Source organism: Bacteroides sp. FSHCM14E1, from assembly GCF_019633785.1.
Lineage (GTDB): Bacteria > Bacteroidota > Bacteroidia > Bacteroidales > Bacteroidaceae > Bacteroides > Bacteroides hominis.
In genome coordinates this window covers 188457-207371 of the sequence record NZ_JADKYL010000007.1, presented here as the reverse complement: position 1 = coordinate 207371, position 18915 = coordinate 188457, and the positions used below count along the sequence as shown (strand labels likewise).

Here is an 18915-nt window from a genome sequence, read left to right as displayed (position 1 = left end):
AAACCATGAAAGATTTACTGAACATCGTATCTAAATTCAAAGTACAAGGCACTGTAAGCGAAATCAAACCACTCGGCGCCGGACTGATTAACGACACTTATAAGGTAAACACTACCGAAACAGATGCTCCCGACTATGTGTTGCAACGTATCAACCACGCCATTTTCCAGAATGTGGAAATGCTTCAGGACAACATCGCTGCTGTAACCGGACACATCCGCAAAAAACTGACGGAAGCCGGAGAAACAGATATTGACCGCAAGGTACTGACTTTCCTCCCGACAGAAGAAGGCAAAACATACTGGTTTGACGGTGACAGCTACTGGCGTGTGATGGTATTCATCCCCCGTGCCAAAACTTATGAAACAGTAAACCCGGAATATTCATATTATGCCGGAGCTGCTTTCGGTAACTTCCAGGCAATGCTGGCTGACATCCCGACAACACTGGGTGAGACTATCCCCGATTTCCATAACATGGAATTCCGCCTGAAGCAACTTCGTGAAGCTGTAGCAGCCAATGCAGCCGGACGAGTAGCCGAAGTACAGTATTATCTGGACGAAATAGAGAAGCGTGCAGACGAAATGTGCAAGGCCGAACGCCTGTATCGTGAAGGCAAACTGCCGAAACGCGTATGCCACTGCGATACGAAAGTGAACAACATGATGTTCGACGAAGATGGCAAAGTGCTTTGTGTAATCGACCTCGATACAGTAATGCCAAGCTTTATCTTCTCTGACTACGGTGATTTCCTGCGTACAGGAGCCAATACCGGAGACGAAGACGATAAGAACCTGGATAATGTCAACTTCAACATGGAGATATTCAAAGCATTCACCAAGGGATATCTGGAAGGAGCCGGTTCATTCCTCACTCCGATCGAGATTGAGAATCTGCCTTATGCAGCAGCTCTCTTCCCTTATATGCAATGTGTACGCTTCTTGGCAGACTACATCAACGGAGACACTTACTACAAGATTAAGTATCCCGAACATAACCTGGTTCGTACAAAAGCACAATTCAAGCTATTGCAAAGCGTAGAAGAACATACTCCCGAAATGGAGGCATACATCAAAGAGTGTCTGGGATAAACTTCCCACCTTTCCAGGTGTAAACAATTGAACGGCGGAGAAACGGTTTCAGTTTTTCCGCCGTTTCTTTTTCCATATACTCCGGAGTAGTCAAAGTAAAAGTCAACGTCTCATCCTCTTTAGAAAGCTCCGCCTTCATCAAAGTCATATCGGCTTGCAGACGGGCATCGATAAAATCGTAATCAGTAGAGTCGGAAGAAGTAAAGAAATTATCTATATGAGGCTCTGAAGGCAGAAACCCATCGGCAGGAAGTTCTTTCCAATCGGTGGTATAGAAGCGGATATGACTGTCACATGCCGGAGCACAAACTGTAGAAACAGCACAGACTACTTTTACACTATCGTTCAGCGGTAACAGTTTCATCTGCCAACTGCTCGCATCAGACATTTTAAGAGATATATAATCGGGACTTAATTCCGTCATTTCCGACTTACCCCCGAAACGGTTGGTCACCTGGGCCTTCATCTTACTTTCGATGAAATCGATACAATCTGCACGGTTCACCGATGTCAGCAACGGACACAGTGAGTCAGGTATATTCACGAACACCGTTTTGGCCTCCTGCGCTTTGACAGCAAAGGAAGAAAAAATACCCAGAATAAATATCAGGAGGGTAAGAGTAGAATTTTTCATATCTGATAATCTTGTTTCTTTACGTTCTTATTTAGTTCCCAAATATAGGAATATCATTCCGATTAACACCAGAATAAGGTCAATCGCCTTGCTTTTTAAATTCTTTTCACGGAACATCATAGCACCGAAAAGGAAAGATACGATGACGCTTCCTCTCCGAACCATCGAGACAATCGAAATCATCGAATCTTCGTAACTCAATGCATAGAAGTAAACAAAGTCCGCAGCGCAGAGGAAAATGGAAATAAAGATGATGGCCCAGTCCCAGCGGAAGGGCGTGGACGACTTACGTTTGGGCCACCAGAGCAAGGCAAGGATAGGACACATGATGAACACCTGATAGACATTATACCACGACTGTACCACCATCGGAGGCAACTGCTTCATCAGATACTTATCATACAATCCGCTTACCGCACCTGCTACGGCTGCCAACACAATAAAAAGAATCCACTTGTTATGTTTAAAGTCAATCCCTTCTTTCTTCCCCGAACGGCTTAGCATAAAGAAAGAAACTACGGCCAGCAACACACCGATCCACTGATAGAGATTCAGACGCTCGCCAAAAACCAGCATGGCTCCCACAAGCACCATTACAGGGCGGGTTGCATTAATGGGACCTACAATCGTAATAGGCAAATGTTTCATCCCGAAATAGCCAAGTATCCACGAAGAAAGTACGATAAAAGACTTGATAATGATAAATTTGTGTACTTCCCACCCGACGACGGGAACATCGAACATAGTACCCTCCAGCACTCCGGGGACAAATGCCGACAACAAGATGAAAGGCAGGAATATAAGACTGGAAAAGAGCGTATTGAGAAACAAGACAGGCAGAACCGCATTGTCCTTTAACGACTTCTTTTTAAACACATCATAGAAGCCCAGCAAGGTCGCTGAAAGAAAAGCAAGGAGTAACCACATAACAGAGTTTATTTAAAAAGAACTCATTCAAATATATCTTGAGGATATTCTACATTCACCAGGAAAAGCGCATTGCCGGGAGCAGAGGTTCCGGCTTTACAACGGTCTTGTTGCTCGATTATTCTACGGAAGCCATCTACCGACAACTTACCTCTGCCTACTTCCAATAAAGTACCGACGATGGCACGCACCATGTTGCGCAGGAAACGGTCCGCCTGAATGGTAAACACCCAGGTATATTCATCCTCCTGTGTCCATTCGGCATGCATAATCTTGCAGATGTTGGTCTTTACATCCGTATGCAATTTACTGAAACTGGTAAAATCCGTATAATGAAACAAGGTCAGAGCGGCCTCATTCATCTTCTGAAAGTCGAGCGGATTGTGTATCCGGTAACGATACTGGCGATTAAAAGGATACTTTACGGTAGTGATATAATATTTATAAGTACGGGCTGTCGCATCAAACCGCGCATGTGCGTCCGGCCTTACCCGGCAAACTTTATAGACTGAAATATCCTGAGGTAAAAGACGATTCAACTTCTCGGCTACCTTATCCGTATCCAGCATCTCTCCTTCGTAATCGAAGTGGGCAACCATCAGCGAAGCATGTACCCCGGCATCTGTCCGTCCCGCCCCAATCACTTCCGTATCTCTCCGTAAAAAAGTGGCAAGTGCCTTCATCAGGCATTCCTGTATACTGATACCGTTAGGCTGAATCTGCCATCCATGATAATGGGTGCCATCATAGGCCAAATAAATAAAATATCTTTGCACGCTCATTCCGTTCACTTGGTTTTTGCGTGCAAAGATACTGCTTTAATTGAAAAGTAGGGATTGATACTTATCAATAATTAATTGCTTTACTTGATCCACACATTGATTATCTCACCGATATACATCTTGTGCAAAGGTTTATCCTTCCATTCTCCTTTCAATTCCGGACTATCAAAAGCACCGGAAGCAATCGGCTGGGAGAGCATTTTTTTGCATTCTATAATCATCCATGCTTCCGAGAAAGCTTTACTGCCCGAAGGAGTAGTGAGAGGAGTCAGTCCGGCGCCTTTCACCTTATCAGTATCACCTCCACTATGGCTTCCACAATATTTCAGAGCATCCCGATAAGCTTCCGTATAAAAGCTGATAGTATATGTGTCATTCTTTTCCATCAACTGATAAGTATAACGCGTAGGATAAATGAAACAAAACGAAACCGGTTTATTATAAAGATATCCCAATCCGCCCCAACTTGCCGTCATCATGTTATATTTTTCTTCCGTACCGGCTGTAATCAGCATCCAGTCCTCAGAAAGCATCTTAATGATATTGCCCGGGATCTTATCCGCAGAGATGCGTCTGTAGCCTGCCATGGAACCGTCCGCAGCAACCCCCGGAATTTCCCGGCTAAACTCTCCCGGAACAACTTTCGGTTCTTTGGCTATGAGGGGAACCAGCGCCTCCGTTCCTCCCAACGCCTTCGCTGCCTTTTCTGTCAGGTCATCAAACAGATCGATTGTTTTGATACGGAGTTTTCCATACTTGGCAACCACTTTTGTTTTGGCTTTATTCAGTCCCGCCTCATCTGTTATCCAGTCTTCGGCCTCCATTTCTTTATTGTCACCATGAAAATAAGAAATGTTGTACATCTCCATCTTGCAAGATCCATCCAGACAGTTCATCACCAATCGATATTTGATGGTAGCACGATCCAAAAAGAAACTGTTGGTTGCAGATAGTTGAAGATATTCTTCACCCAGACATGCAATCTGCCCTCTTTCCTTATCAAAATAGGCAACTCTGCCCTTTTGTCCTTTTGAAGGTGCAAAACGTTTCTCGGCCCACTTCAACAAGACATCATAAACTTGTTGTTTTGATAACCCGGGAGCCTGAATATGTTCTGTAAAGATGACCTTTCCATTAACAACCGGCACTGCACCAGCCAAATATTTACTATTGTCTTCCTGTGCCCAAAGGAATATAGGGAAACAGATTAAAAGGGATAATAAAATTCTCTTCATACGTTTATAAGTATTTTACAGAGTCTCGACTTCACTCTGAAATCTTCACGTTTGTCACCCGTTCAAGCAAGAAACGGTTTTTATTCCAGTGGAAAGGCTTAAATTCTGTATTGGTTTTAATCACATTGTTGCGGAATATCAACCCGTCTACTGACTTTGCATAAAGAATCGGTGCATCAAATGTATCGAATTCATTGTCCTCAATCACAATACCTCCGTCTTTACCACCATGAAAATACTTCTGTTGATCTTTCAAATTAGGTATTTCAGGATAAATAGAAATAATTGCATTGGTAAACTGGAACATGTTGGTAAGCGCATTGATAAAACGATTGCGGCGAATGGTAACATCACGACAAGCACCTGTCTCAAACCAGCCATTGCAATCGCCACACAATAAAATAGCCGTACCGGAGGTATGATCAAACAGATTGTCTTCTACCACTGTTTTTTTAGGAGTGCTGAACAGTGTACCGCGAGCACGGTTATTGCGAATCGTATTGCCGGCAAACAGCACTTCAGGAGTCCATGTCAGGTTTTCAATCCCAAAACCACTTTTTTCATTGATAGTCGGATCAATAGGATCTTTAAAAGTAATACTGAACTCACGGGCTCCCGATATTTCATTTTTATCATAAGGACGAATTGCAGTAATCTGGTTTTGATTGCCAATCAGCTCCATCGTTTCAGAACGTACAAACTGAACATCATCCCCCGGACGTCCCCATTCGAAACCCCAGGACTGATCGTGCATATAGCGTCCTATCAACGTATGATCATCTACCCGCTTGATTACTTTCAGATAAGTTCCGTGTACATTAATGGCGTCATCCATCATTCCTTCGTACAAGCCATTCTTCGAAATAATCTTTCCCTTACATCCGGAGAAGTGAGTGGCATCTGCCTGCGTTGTGAAATAACGAGGATCATTATCGCCTTTCAGACAAACCCCGAAACCATCGAGTGTAATATCTTCGCAAAGCTGTGCCAAAAGTCCCATGCCTTCGGCATAATGCACTTTAACATTAAGCAAAGAAGTATTAATGTCATGTGACATGAAAATACCGGGAGTAGGACGTCCCCATCCACGCATGGCCACTACCGTGCCAGGCACCAGACGCGCATCTTTCCATTTCGGAGAACAGATACGGCGGGGAGCCACTTCGAAAGCTCCTTTGGTAGGACAACCGATATCACTGGTGTTGTATACGACATGTTTTGTTTTACCATCGAAAGCAATTCCCCAAGAGTATCGCATTGTCCAGCCTTCACCCAGTCCTTCAAATACAGAATCCTTACTTATACGATAATCCACCCACGATGCAGGTTCAAAAGTGATTCCTTTTTCCGGATCATTCTCTATCACTTGCACCTGAGCAATATGAGGCTGTTCAAAATCAATACTGAAGTTCTTCAGTACGCAATTCTCCGAACGGAGCAAAGAAACCGGAATCATCCTTCCATAAAATACAAACTCGGAACCTTGTCCGTCAATAGTCAGGTTCTTCATATCTTCCAAGGCAATGCCCACCTTTTTGGGATTGTCCTGATCGTGATTGGATATATAATATTCGCGTACATCCGAACCGTTTTCATGGAAATTGTAGCGTCCGGCAGGAAAACGAAGTACCACTTCTTCACCATTACGGCATTCAGCTTTAATCTTAGCTATGGCCTTACGCACAACAGGTGATGCGTTTTTCTTACTATTGGCTTTCAAGCCAAACTGGGAAATGTCGTAAACACGTCCTTGTGCACAAACATCCGACACGGATAAAGAGAGCAGCAGACTCAGAGTAAAGAGTAGGATTGTCTTCATAGTTTTTTCAATTTCTGTTTAATAATTAGGGTACAAATATACATTCATTTTCCGATTCTTCCATTTTTTTGTTAGTTTACCTTTGCATATAAAAACCAAAGATGTATATTTGGGGACTATATCTATAAAATGATCCATTAAACACCTATTGCCATGAGTAGTAATATTTTCCTAACCATTGCTATTGTCACGACAGGCATTTTTGCAGTACAATTCATCCTATCCGTTTTTTTTGGTGATTTCGACGCAGATACGGACATCGACACTGATATCAGCAGTGTAGTTTCCTTTAAAGGATTGACCCACTTCGGTATCGGATTCGGCTGGTATATGTATCTGCAGCACAACACCGAAATACAGACTTACCTGACTGGATTTGTCATCGGACTGATATTTGTATTTGCCGTCTGGTTTTTATATAAGAAAGCCTACCAGCTGCAACAGACCAATCACTCGGAGAAAACAGAACAATTAGTAGGAAGAGAATGTACCATTTACTTCAAACAGAACGAAAAAAAGTATACCGTACAAGTCAGCCGGGATGGGGCCATGAGAGAAATTGATGTTATCACGGAATCAGGTAAACCCTATCAAACCGGAGATAAAGCAACGATCACCTCCTACAAGGACGGAACTTTATATATCCAATAATTAAAAACTCAAAAAAGAGAACTATGACCCAGGAAATGATGATTATGGCTGCCATACTCGTGGCGGTAATCTTAATTACATTTATCGGTATCCTTTCACGCTACCGGAAATGTAAAAGTGACGAAGTATTAGTAGTATATGGTAAAACAGGCGGAGATAAAAAGTCTGCAAAACTATATCACGGTGGTGCCGCTTTCGTATGGCCTATCGTACAGGGATACGAGTTCCTGTCGATGAAACCGATGCAGATAGACTGTAAACTGACAGGAGCACTTTCCGCCCAAAATATTCGTGTGGATGTACCGACTACCATTACAGTAGCTATCAGTACGGATCCCGAAGTCATGCAAAATGCTGCCGAACGTATGCTGGGGCTGACCATGGACGATAAGCAAAATCTGATAACAGATGTGGTTTACGGACAGATGCGTCTGGTTATTGCCGACATGACAATTGAGGAGTTGAACTCCGACCGTGATAAATTCCTCTCTAAAGTAAAAGATAACATTGATACAGAACTCCGCAAATTCGGTTTGTACCTGATGAATATTAACATCAGCGATATTCGCGATGCTGCCAATTATATCGTCAATTTAGGAAAAGAAGCGGAAAGTAAAGCTCAAAACGAGGCACAAGCCAATATTGAAGAACAGGAAAAACTGGGTGCTATCAAGATTGCCAACCAGATTAAAGAACGTGAAACCAAAGTGGCCGAAACTCGTAAAGACCAAGATATCGCCATTGCGGAAACCAAAAAGCTGCAAGAAATCTCCGTAGCCAATGCCGATAAAGACCGTATCTCCCAAGTAGCTATCGCCAATGCGGAAAAAGAATCGCAAGTGGCTAAAGCAGAAGCAGAAAAGAATATCCGGATAGAGCAGGCCAATACCGAAAAGGAAAGCCGCATTGCAGAGTTGAACTCCGACATGGAGATCAAACAAGCTGAAGCACAAAAGAAAGCTGCCATCGGACGAAACGAAGCACAAAAAGAAATCGCGTTGTCTAACTCCGAACTGGCCGTAACCCAAGCTAATGCCGACAAACAAGCCGGTGAAGCTGCGGCCAAATCGGAAGCAGCCGTACAGACAGCTAAAGAAATCGCTCAAAAAGAAGTGGAAGAGGCAAAAGCACGAAAAGTAGAATCATCTCTGAAAGCAGAAAAAATAGTACCGGCAGAAGTTGCCCGCCAAGAAGCTATTCTGCAAGCAGAAGCCGTAGCCGAAAAAATCACCCGTGAAGCAGAAGCCCGTGCCAAAGCAACACTGGCACAGGCAGAGGCAGAGGCAAAAGCGATTCAACTGAAACTCGAAGCAGAAGCAGAAGGTAAAAAACGCTCGTTACTGGCAGAAGCAGAAGGTTTCGAAGCCATGGTGAAAGCTGCCGAATCAAACCCGGCTATTGCTATTCAATACAAGATGGTAGATCAGTGGAAAGAAATAGCAGGCGAACAGGTAAAAGCCTTCGAACATATGAACTTAGGCAATATCACTGTATTCGACGGAGGTAATGGAGGCACAAGCAATTTCTTGAACACATTGGTAAAAACTGTCGCGCCAAGTTTAGGAGTATTGGACAAACTGCCTATCGGAGAAACTGTTAAAAACATTATTCACCCGGAAGAAAAAGACAAGAAGGAGGAAAAAGAAGATAAAAAACAGTAAACAACAATGGACTATAAACGATGAACAGGCTGCGCTAATTCTGCGAGTCTTTGTTCATCGTTTATAGTTTACCGTTTATCTCGTTGTTATATGAAAACATCCTTGTTTCAGTTCATACTTTATATAACATTTATCAGCCTTGCGAACATCACGCAACACTTCAGCCAACACTAACTTTAAGGTATCGGCACTTACATCCTGAAGAGGACGTCCCTCCTCATCTTCTACTTTCTTAAACCGCTTCCAGCTTACATCGAATGTTGTTCCGTAGAAATGACATGAGTTTTTTGACGCATTGCCATTCCGGCGACGTAAACGTTTTACATCATTCTCTGTCCGAAGCACAGATGTAACAATGATCTTATTCGGATTGAGTCCTTTGGCAGTCAATGAATCTAAAAAATTCGCTCCAATCGTATCGAGTAATGCACTGGCACGCGGTACTAAATAAGGAATGGAATGAGTAAGTGAATCCACTGCATAAAATTCATTATCAGTAATGTGAACCAGTTTTCCATCCATATTTTCCGCTTCTTCACGCGAGGCTAACGGAGTAATTCCCCAAGTATGGGCCGCTTTTAGCTGCACATCATTCAAATCCCCGAATGAGCGTTTATAACTTACCACTCCCCTGATGTTACGCGGTTCGTTAAGTTTAAGAGACATATCTTTCTTTTTGCAACCTGCCAGAAAAGCTGGGATAAAACATAAAAATACAGAAATAGTAAATAGATACCTGTAGTTGGATAAATCCATAATTAGCCTTTTTATAAGTTCCGAGGGCACAAATATACTGGAATTGTCTTTCTCAGGAAAGAGCATCGCAAATTAATTCGGCAAGAATCGGCAAAGTATGAGAACGATTCATTAAATTTGCAGTCCATTTCACAGCGTATGCGTGAACCTTTAAATTGATTCAATGATAGAAAAGCTGATAGTTCTTGAGGATATCGATCCAGTTATCTTTTATGGCGTAAACAACGCTAACATACAATTAATAAAAGCTTTGTATCCAAAGCTGCGCATTGTTGCCCGAGGCAATGTCATTAAAGTACTGGGCGACGAGGAAGAAATGTGCGCTTTTGAAGAAAACATCACCAAGCTTGAAAAATATTGCGCCGAATACAATTCACTGAAAGAAGAAGTCATTATCGACATTATAAAAGGGAATGCGCCGCAAGCCGAAAAAGCAGGCAATGTGATTGTATTCAGTGTCACGGGAAAACCCATTATTCCACGCAGCGAAAATCAATTGAAGCTGGTAGAAGGATTTGCCAAGAACGATATGGTATTTGCCATCGGGCCTGCAGGTTCGGGCAAGACCTATACGGCCATAGCCTTAGCGGTTCGTGCACTGAAAAACAAAGAAATAAAGAAGATTATCCTCAGCCGCCCTGCGGTAGAAGCCGGTGAAAAGTTAGGTTTTCTGCCCGGAGATATGAAAGATAAAATAGACCCGTATCTGCAACCCCTTTATGATGCTTTGCAGGACATGATTCCAGCTGCCAAACTAAAGGAATACATGGAACTGAACATCATCCAGATTGCTCCATTAGCCTTTATGCGCGGACGTACGCTAAATGATGCAGTCGTAATCCTGGACGAGGCACAGAATACTACCACGCAGCAAATTAAAATGTTCCTCACCCGTATGGGAATGAATACCAAGATGATCATCACCGGAGATATGACCCAGATAGACCTTCCGGCTTCACAAACATCGGGGTTGGTGCAGGCATTGCGCATTCTAAAAGGAGTCAAAGGAATCAGTTTTGTTGAACTGAATAAAAAAGACATAGTGCGCCATAAGCTGGTAGAACGGATTGTAGACGCTTACGAAAAGTTCGACAAAGAAAAGAAAATCGAACGGGAAAAGTTAAACGGCGAGCGGCTCACCATAAGCAAAGAACGGCAAAACGTTGGTAATTTGTAATTCATAATTATATAGAAGTATGAAAGCATTAACAAAAACAGATTTCAACTTTCCGGGACAGAAAAGCGTGTACCACGGAAAAGTACGTGATGTGTACAACATCAATGGCGAACAACTCGTAATGGTAGCTACCGACCGTATCTCGGCCTTTGATGTAGTATTACCCGAAGGCATCCCTTATAAAGGACAAATGCTGAATCAGATTGCAGCTAAATTTCTGGATGCCACAACAGACATCTGTCCGAACTGGAAAGTCGCAACCCCGGATCCAATGGTTACAGTAGGAGTGCTTTGTGAAGGTTTCCCGGTAGAAATGATCGTGCGCGGTTATCTTTGCGGAAGCGCATGGCGTGCCTACAAAAGCGGTGTACGCGAAATCTGTGGCGTAAAACTTCCTGAAGGTATGAAAGAAAACCAGAAGTTCCCCGAACCCATCGTGACTCCAACCACAAAAGCAGAAATGGGACTGCATGATGAAGACATCTCCAAAGAAGAGATTCTGGCCCAGAGATTGGCTACTCCGGAAGAATATGCTACACTTGAAAAATATACATTGGCCCTGTTCAAACGCGGAACTGAAATTGCAGCAGAACGCGGTTTGATTTTGGTAGACACCAAATATGAATTTGGTAAACACAACGGTACCATCTACCTGATGGACGAAATCCACACTCCGGACTCAAGCCGTTACTTCTATGCCGACGGTTACCAGGAACGTTTCGAAAAAGGTGAAGCCCAAAAGCAACTCTCCAAAGAATTTGTGCGTGAGTGGTTAATGGAAAACGGATTCCAGGGTAAAGAAGGACAGAAAGTTCCTGAAATGACTCCTGCCATCGTAGAAAGTATCAGCGAGCGTTATATTGAATTATTCGAAAACATCACTGGTGAGAAATTCGTTAAAGAAGATACCAGCAACATCGCTGAACGTATCGAGAAGAACGTAATGGCATTTCTAAAATAAGAAGCCCGAATCAGAAACGAATAAGATTCACCACAGGGTATACAGAGTACACAAACATGGTTTTGAAACCCAAAACCGTCCACTTTTGTAAACCCTGTGGTGAATAAAACTCTGAATGAAAAATGAACTACCCACAAGAACAAATCAAACCTTATAGCAATGACGGGAAAAAGAGCGAACAGGTAGAACAGATGTTCGACAACATTGCCCCTGCATACGACCAACTGAATCATACCCTTTCATTAGGGATTGACCGGAGTTGGCGACGCAAGGCAATCAATTGGCTCAAACCTTTCCGCCCGCAACAGATAATGGATGTGGCAACCGGTACCGGTGACTTTGCCATTCTGGCATGCCGCGAACTGCAACCCGACCAGCTGATCGGAACAGACATTTCTGAAGGAATGATGAATGTGGGACGTGAAAAAGTGAAAAAGGAAGGTCTTTCCGAAAAGATATCTTTTGCAAAGGAAGACTGTACCTCCCTCTCGTTTGCCGACAACCGTTTTGACGCTATCACTGTCGCTTTTGGTATCCGCAACTTTGAAGATTTGGATAAAGGGCTTTCCGAAATGTGCCGTGTCCTCAAACCGGGCGGGCATCTGGTAATCCTTGAGCTGACAACTCCGGATCGATTTCCGATGAAACAATTATTTTCCATTTACTCAAAAATAGTCATTCCAACCCTCGGCAAACTATTATCGAAAGACAACAGTGCTTACAGCTACCTGCCTCAAACAATCAAAGCATTTCCCCAAGGAGAGGTTATGAAAAACGTTATCTCGCAGGTTGGCTTCAGCCAGGTACAATTCCGACGGCTGACATTCGGCATCTGTACACTTTATACGGCTACGAAATAAATATTAATTTAACATCCTCCCCCTTTATGCAAAAGTATGGTTTAATTGGCTATCCACTGAAACATTCGTTTTCTATCGGCTTTTTCAATGAAAAGTTTAAGTCTGAAGGCATAGACGCCGAATATGTCAACTTTGAGATTCCTGAAATCAACGATTTTATGGAAGTGATCGAAGAAAACCCCAATCTGTGCGGACTGAACGTAACAATCCCTTATAAAGAGCAAGTCATCCCTTTCCTTGACGAGTTGGATAAAGACACTGCCCAAATAGGTGCAGTCAATGTTATTAAAATTGTTCGTGGTCCTAAAGGAAAAGTAAAACTGACAGGATATAATTCTGACATAATAGGATTCAGCCAGTCCATTCAGCCATTGTTGCAACCTTATCATAAAAAAGCATTAATCCTGGGTACAGGCGGTTCGTCCAAAGCAATCTATCATGGCCTGAAGAATCTGGGAATCGATAGTATATTCGTGTCCCGTACCCAAAAAGAAGGCATGCTGACCTACGAAGAACTGACTCCGGAAATCATGGCAGAACATACAGTGATTGTAAACTGTACACCGGTAGGTATGTATCCGAAAGTAGACTTTTGTCCTGCCATTCCCTACGAATTACTGACACCAAACCATTTATTGTACGATTTGTTATATAATCCAAACACCACTCTTTTCATGAAAAAGGGAGAGGAGCATGGGGCCGTAACCAAAAACGGTCTCGAAATGTTATTGCTGCAGGCATTTGCCGCATGGGAAATATGGAATAAATAATGAAAAAAGGAATCAAGATAAGCGTCGTTATATTATTGCTGCTGCTTACCGGATATACGATAGGCGGAAGTTTCTTCATGCTCAACTATTCGCTCCGCCCGGAAGCGAAGATACGTGCCAAGAATGCCGATTCTTATCCTTTCATGTACGAAAACTATCCGTTTTTACGTCCTTGGGTGGATAGCCTCAATCAGGCTCATGCACTTCGGGACACTTTTGTTTTAAATCCGGAAGGCATCCGCCTGCATGCTTATTACATCGCAGCCCCGCAGCCGACCAAAAAGACAGCGGTCATTGTACATGGCTATACGGACAATGCAATCCGCATGTTCATGATAGGCTATCTATACAATCGCGACCTGCAATACAATGTGCTTTTGCCCGACCTGCAACATCAGGGAGAGAGCGGTGGACCGGCCATTCAAATGGGATGGAAAGACCGTCTGGACGTAATGCAATGGATGCACATCGCCAATGAGCTTTATGGTGACAGTACTCAAATGGTTGTACATGGCATTTCAATGGGAGGGGCCACCACAATGATGGTATCCGGCGAAGTACAGCCCTACTTCGTGAAATGTTTCGTTGAAGATTGTGGTTACACCAGTGTCTGGGATGAATTCTCGCACGAACTGAAAGCAAGTTTCCACCTTCCTTCATACCCATTAATGAATACCACCAGCCTGCTGTGCCAGAAAAAATACGGATGGAACTTCGAAGAGGCTTCATCATTGAACCAGGTTAAAAAAAGCCGCCTGCCGATGTTCTTCATTCATGGGGACAAAGATACGTACGTGCCCACATGGATGGTTTATCCCCTTTATGAAGCCAAACCGGCTCCCAAGCAGCTTTGGATTGTACCGGGAGCCGCACATGCCTTATCTTATAAAGAGAATAAGGAAGAATATACCCGGAAAGTAAAAGAATTCACAGACCGCTACATTCATTGATATGAAACAGATACTCACTTATTTACTTTTCGTGTGGATATTCCTCCCACTGAAAGCACAGGAAAAGATATACACCGTAGAGAATATCCCCAAAGTACATTTGCAGAACAAGATGCAATATGTCTGTAACCCTGCCGGCATCCTGTCACAACAGGCTTGTGACGAAATGGACTCGATGCTGTATGCTCTGGAACAAAAAACAGGTATCGAGACTGTAGTTGCCGTAGTACCTTCCATCGGAGATAAAGACTGCTTTGAGTTCTCCCATCAATTGCTGAACCAATGGGGAGTGGGCAAGAAAGGAAAAGATAACGGACTGGTCATCTTACTGGTCACCGATCAGCGATGTATACAGTTCTATACCGGCTACGGACTGGAAGGTGACCTGCCGGACGCAATCTGCAAACGCATACAAACCAAGGACATGATCCCTTATCTCAAAAAGGGAGACTGGAACCGGGGAATGGTAGCAGGAGTACAAGCAGTATGCCGGCGTCTGGATGGCTCCATGATAAATGATGATAAAGATACCGGAGAAAAGGGGATATCCGCCTCCATGCTTCTCTTTGCTATTTTAGGTTTCATTGTGGTGGCCGGAGTGGTAGGTATACTGGCTGCACGGGCAAGTACCCGTTGCCCTAAATGTGGAAAACATCAACTTCAACGGAGCGGTACGAACTTAATATCGAACCGCAGCGGAGTAAAGACCGAGGATATTATTTATACTTGCCGCAATTGCGGACACACCGTAGTCCGGCGTCAACAATCATACGATGACAATTACAGGGGACGTGGCGGAAGAGGCGGAGGTCCTTTCATCGGAGGCTTCGGAGGGGGAAGTTTCGGAGGCGGCGGAGGCGGCTTCGGTGGTGGAAGCTTCGGAGGAGGTTCGGGCGGAGGCGGAGGTGCCGGCTCACGTTTCTAAGCAACCCAATCATTCTATTAGTCATTAATCAGTAATCAAAAAGAAACAATATGAAAAAGTCAGTTATTATCCTTATTGCCGTAGTGGCAGTTATCGTCATCTGGGCCATCAGTGCCTACAACGGACTGGTATCCATGGACGAGAATGTAAGCAGCCAATGGGCTAACGTAGAGACACAGTATCAACGTCGTGCCGATCTGATTCCTAACCTGGTCAACACTGTCAAGGGATATGCCTCACATGAAAAGGAAACACTTGAAGGCGTAGTGGAAGCCCGCAGCAAAGCGACTCAAATCAAAGTAGACGCTAATGACCTCACTCCGGAAAAGTTAGCCGAGTATCAGAAGGCGCAAGGAGCAGTCACTTCTGCATTGGGCAAGCTGCTTGCCATCACCGAAAACTACCCGGACCTGAAAGCCAACCAAAACTTCCTTGAATTGCAGGCACAACTGGAAGGTACGGAAAACCGCATCAACGTTGCCCGCAAAAATTTTAATGACGCTGCGCAGGCATACAATACCTCTATCCGTCGGTTCCCGAAAAGCATCTTTGCTTCCATATTCGGTTTCGAAAAACGTACTTATTTCGAAGCAGCCGAAGGCACGGAAAAGGCACCGGAAGTAAAATTCTGATAAGTCACGCAAATCCTTTTCACCAGAAAAGATTGTCGATACACAATACCCGATGAATAAAGTGGGAAATAACCCTCAACAGGGTATATTTCCCACTTTATTCATTCATATAATCTGCTCCGCAGTCACCCTCTCTCCGTCCCGCTCTCACCTCCCCCACTCTTTTCTTAAACCTTGTTCCAAAGTACTTCAAATACAAAATGATATTATTCCGTTTAAAGTACTAAAGAACTAAAAGGAAACTCGTTTCAAACAATAATTAAAGTTCATCTCAGGTGCTACGATGTATATCTTAGCGGGCAAGATACATATCTTAGCCGCCAAGATGTCTATCTTAGCAGCTAAGATAAAGAATTTCATATGAAAAAGCTCTTTTTACTAAAGGTCCGGCAAAACTTTCACCAAAACTTTTTCGTGCTTTGGGCTTTAACTTCGCAGCGAGTGTATGTAAGTCCATTTGCCTGATCTGCACTAACAACAGATTGAAGGGCGGATTGCAAAGCACTTTTGAACTTTTCATTTCAAACTTCCAAATTAAAAACGGACTCTCTCCCTGTCGTATTACTCCATCGTTATATCCGCCAATTTGTTGGCTATAAGGAAAAAAAGCAGTACTTTTGCCGTTGTATACAAAATCCAAATAACTCATGAGTAATCAACGATACATGATGCGAGGCGTCAGCGCATCAAAAGAAGATGTGCACAATGCCATCAAGAACATCGACAAAGGAATTTTTCCACAAGCATTCTGTAAAATAATCCCTGATATTCTGGGTGGAGATCCGGAGTATTGCAATATTATGCATGCTGATGGTGCAGGAACCAAATCGAGCCTGGCCTATATGTACTGGAAAGAAACAGGGGACCTCTCCGTGTGGAAAGGGATTGCCCAGGATGCACTGATCATGAACATAGACGACTTGCTTTGTGTGGGCGCAGTCGACAATATTCTGGTATCTTCAACCATCGGACGCAATAAACTTCTTATTCCCGGAGAAGTAATTTCCGCCATCATCAACGGAACAGACGAACTGTTGGCCGAACTCCGTGAAATGGGAGTAGGTGTGTATGCCACCGGTGGTGAAACAGCCGATGTGGGTGATCTCGTCCGTACCATTATCGTAGACAGTACGGTAACCTGCCGTATGAAACGGGCAGACGTTATCAACAATGCCAATATCCGCCCGGGGGATGTTATTGTAGGCCTTGCCTCACACGGACAAGCCACTTATGAAAAAGAATACAATGGCGGTATGGGCAGCAATGGGCTGACTTCTGCCCGCCATGACGTTTTTGCCAAATATCTGGCAGAGAAATATCCCGAAAGCTATGATGCAGCAGTGCCCGAAGAACTGGTTTATTCGGGCGGACTGAAGCTGACAGACGCAGTAGAAGGTTCTCCGATCGACGCGGGAAAACTCGTCCTCTCTCCCACCCGCACTTACGCACCGGTAGTGAAAAAGTTGCTCGATGCGCTACGTCCTGAAATTCACGGAATGGTACACTGCTCGGGTGGTGCACAAACCAAAGTGCTGCATTTCGTAGGCGATGTACGCGTGGTAAAAGACAACCTCTTCCCCGTGCCCCCATTGTTCAGAACCATTCAGGAACAAAGCGGAACCGATTGGGCAGAAATGTATAAGGTATTCAACATGGGCCATCGCCTTGAAGTATACCTTTCACCCGAACACGCGGCCGAAGTTATCAAGATCAGCGAATCTTTCGGTATCCCTGCACAAATCGTGGGACGCATCGAAGAAAGCGATAAGAAAGAACTGATTATCAAGAGTGAGTTCGGAGAATTCACTTATTAAAAAACGAACAAGATCCATCACAGAGGACACAGAGAGCTTGCAGAGGCACTACACGCACTTACGAAAACCTCTGTATCTTCCGTGACGGATAAAATTCGCAGCTCATTTAACTCCTAAATTTATGGCAGACAACAATAGTATATTAGAAAAACTCGACGGTCTTGTTGCCCGTTTCGAAGAGGTGTCTACCCTTATTACCGACCCGGCAGTGATTGCCGACCAGAAACGATACGTAAAATTAACCAAAGAATACAAGGATCTGGACGATTTGATGAAAGCCCGTAAAGAGTACATGCAACTGCTGGCCAACATTGAAGAAGCTAAAGACATTCTCTCAAACGAGTCGGATACCGATATGAGAGAAATGGCCAAAGAGGAAATGGACAACAGCCAGGAACGCCTTCCGGTATTGGAAGAGGAAATCAAGCTGTTGCTGGTACCGGCCGATCCTCAGGACGGTAAAAATGCCATTCTTGAAATTCGCGGAGGTACAGGTGGAGACGAAGCCGCCATCTTTGCAGGCGACCTTTTCCGGATGTACGCCAAATTTTGTGAAACAAAAGGTTGGAAGATGGAAGTATCCAGCGCCAATGAAGGTGCTGCCGGCGGATATAAGGAAATCATTTGCAGTGTTACCGGCGATAATGTATATGGCACATTAAAATACGAATCGGGTGTACACCGTGTTCAACGCGTGCCGGCAACAGAAACCCAGGGACGCGTACATACCTCGGCAGCCTCGGTAGCTGTACTTCCCGAAGCGGAAGAGTTTGATGTAGTGATCAACGAAGGTGAAATCAAATGGGATACTTTCCGTTCGGGAGGTGCCGGCGGACAAAACGTAAACAAGGTTGAATCGGGCGTCCGCTTACGTTACATCTGGAAGAATCCCAATACGGGAGTAGCAGAGGAAATCCTGATCGAATGTACTGAAACCCGCGACCAACCTAAAAATAAAGAACGTGCTTTGGCGCGCCTTCGTACGTTTATCTACGACAAGGAACATCAGAAGTATATCGACGACATCGCATCCAAACGTAAGACAATGGTTTCGACGGGCGACCGTTCGGCTAAAATCCGTACTTATAACTATCCCCAAGGACGTATAACCGACCATCGCATCAATTATACCATCTATAACCTGGCCGCCTTCATGGACGGAGATATTCAGGAATGCATCGATAAGTTGACTGTGGCCGAAAATGCTGAACGTCTGAAAGAGAGTGAATTGTAACGAGAAGGCAACTTCAATCGTAAATCGTAAATTTGT

Annotated in this window: 19 protein-coding genes; 12 read left to right on the top strand and 7 right to left on the bottom strand. The window is 44.0% G+C overall.

From position 1 onward, the window contains the following. The first annotated feature begins 5 nt into the window (after positions 1-5). Complete coding sequence (locus ISX59_RS12960) at positions 6-1091, top strand: phosphotransferase enzyme family protein (protein WP_005775657.1); 1086 nt, start codon at positions 6-8, stop codon at positions 1089-1091. On the opposite strand, the gene ISX59_RS12955 is transcribed toward ISX59_RS12960, so the two are convergent. From ISX59_RS12955 to glaB, 5 genes are all read right to left on the bottom strand, one after another. Continuing rightward, a complete protein-coding gene (locus ISX59_RS12955; RefSeq protein ID WP_044300025.1) occupies positions 1072-1725 on the bottom strand; it encodes a DUF3256 family protein in 654 nt (217 codons plus the stop codon). The genes ISX59_RS12960 and ISX59_RS12955 overlap by 20 nt on opposite strands. A gap of 27 nt (positions 1726-1752) precedes the next feature. Next, the gene (locus tag ISX59_RS12950; RefSeq protein ID WP_005775654.1) at positions 1753-2652 is read right to left on the bottom strand and encodes a DMT family transporter; all 900 of its coding nucleotides are present in this window, start codon (positions 2650-2652) and stop codon (positions 1753-1755) included. A 23-nt stretch (positions 2653-2675) separates the two neighbouring features. Then, entirely contained in the window at positions 2676-3434 is a 759-nt protein-coding gene (gene truA / locus ISX59_RS12945; protein WP_005810175.1) for a tRNA pseudouridine(38-40) synthase TruA, read from the bottom strand. 80 nt (positions 3435-3514) lie between these two features. Continuing rightward, on the bottom strand, positions 3515-4669 hold the full coding sequence (locus ISX59_RS12940) for a DUF4468 domain-containing protein (RefSeq protein WP_220575961.1): 1155 nt from the start codon (positions 4667-4669) through the stop codon (positions 3515-3517). A gap of 31 nt (positions 4670-4700) precedes the next feature. Further along, complete coding sequence (gene glaB / locus ISX59_RS12935) at positions 4701-6488, bottom strand: alpha-1,3-galactosidase (RefSeq protein WP_220575960.1); 1788 nt, start codon at positions 6486-6488, stop codon at positions 4701-4703. 153 nt (positions 6489-6641) lie between these two features. Between glaB and ISX59_RS12930 the strand changes: the two genes are divergently transcribed. Both ISX59_RS12930 and ISX59_RS12925 read left to right on the top strand, forming a co-directional pair. Then, a complete protein-coding gene (locus ISX59_RS12930) occupies positions 6642-7139 on the top strand; it encodes a hypothetical protein (protein ID WP_005810180.1) in 498 nt (165 codons plus the stop codon). A gap of 23 nt (positions 7140-7162) precedes the next feature. Beyond that, positions 7163-8800 carry a flotillin family protein gene (locus ISX59_RS12925; RefSeq protein WP_005810181.1) on the top strand — a complete coding sequence of 546 codons (1638 nt, stop codon included), beginning with the start codon at positions 7163-7165 and terminating at the stop codon, positions 8798-8800. Between the two features lie 75 nt (positions 8801-8875). Here the strand turns inward: ISX59_RS12925 and ISX59_RS12920 are convergent, their stop codons facing one another. Continuing rightward, a complete protein-coding gene (locus ISX59_RS12920; RefSeq protein ID WP_220575959.1) occupies positions 8876-9556 on the bottom strand; it encodes a DUF5715 family protein in 681 nt (226 codons plus the stop codon). A gap of 163 nt (positions 9557-9719) precedes the next feature. Here ISX59_RS12920 and ISX59_RS12915 point away from each other — a divergent pair, with 163 nt between their 5' ends. The 7 genes from ISX59_RS12915 (at position 9720) to ISX59_RS12885 (ending at position 15831) form a co-directional block, all read left to right on the top strand. Continuing rightward, entirely contained in the window at positions 9720-10733 is a 1014-nt protein-coding gene (locus ISX59_RS12915; protein ID WP_005810185.1) for a PhoH family protein, read from the top strand. A 19-nt stretch (positions 10734-10752) separates the two neighbouring features. Further along, positions 10753-11694, top strand: coding sequence for a phosphoribosylaminoimidazolesuccinocarboxamide synthase (locus ISX59_RS12910; RefSeq protein WP_005818517.1), 942 nt, complete (start codon positions 10753-10755; stop codon positions 11692-11694). A gap of 122 nt (positions 11695-11816) precedes the next feature. Further along, a complete protein-coding gene (gene ubiE / locus ISX59_RS12905) occupies positions 11817-12554 on the top strand; it encodes a bifunctional demethylmenaquinone methyltransferase/2-methoxy-6-polyprenyl-1,4-benzoquinol methylase UbiE (RefSeq protein ID WP_005775644.1) in 738 nt (245 codons plus the stop codon). 26 nt (positions 12555-12580) lie between these two features. Further along, positions 12581-13324, top strand: a complete 744-nt coding sequence (locus ISX59_RS12900) for a shikimate dehydrogenase (protein ID WP_005775642.1) — start codon at positions 12581-12583, stop codon at positions 13322-13324. Then, positions 13324-14274, top strand: a complete 951-nt coding sequence (locus ISX59_RS12895; protein ID WP_220575958.1) for an alpha/beta hydrolase — start codon at positions 13324-13326, stop codon at positions 14272-14274. Before ISX59_RS12900 ends, ISX59_RS12895 begins: the two co-directional genes overlap by 1 nt. A gap of 1 nt (position 14275) precedes the next feature. Then, on the top strand, positions 14276-15199 hold the full coding sequence (locus ISX59_RS12890; RefSeq protein WP_022011941.1) for a TPM domain-containing protein: 924 nt from the start codon (positions 14276-14278) through the stop codon (positions 15197-15199). Positions 15200-15249: 50 nt separating this feature from the next. Further along, positions 15250-15831 carry a LemA family protein gene (locus ISX59_RS12885; RefSeq protein WP_005775638.1) on the top strand — a complete coding sequence of 194 codons (582 nt, stop codon included), beginning with the start codon at positions 15250-15252 and terminating at the stop codon, positions 15829-15831. A 334-nt stretch (positions 15832-16165) separates the two neighbouring features. Here the strand turns inward: ISX59_RS12885 and ISX59_RS12880 are convergent, their stop codons facing one another. Next, on the bottom strand, positions 16166-16480 hold the full coding sequence (locus ISX59_RS12880) for a hypothetical protein (protein WP_032537334.1): 315 nt from the start codon (positions 16478-16480) through the stop codon (positions 16166-16168). On the opposite strand from ISX59_RS12880, the gene ISX59_RS12875 reads away from it, so the two are divergent. Together ISX59_RS12875 and prfA are read left to right on the top strand one after the other, a co-directional pair. Then, the gene (locus ISX59_RS12875; RefSeq protein ID WP_005775636.1) at positions 16479-17645 is read left to right on the top strand and encodes an AIR synthase-related protein; all 1167 of its coding nucleotides are present in this window, start codon (positions 16479-16481) and stop codon (positions 17643-17645) included. The two genes, ISX59_RS12880 and ISX59_RS12875, sit on opposite strands and share 2 nt — an antisense overlap. A gap of 121 nt (positions 17646-17766) precedes the next feature. Further along, complete coding sequence (gene prfA, locus ISX59_RS12870) at positions 17767-18879, top strand: peptide chain release factor 1 (RefSeq protein WP_005775635.1); 1113 nt, start codon at positions 17767-17769, stop codon at positions 18877-18879. The last annotated feature ends 36 nt before the right edge of the window (positions 18880-18915 follow it).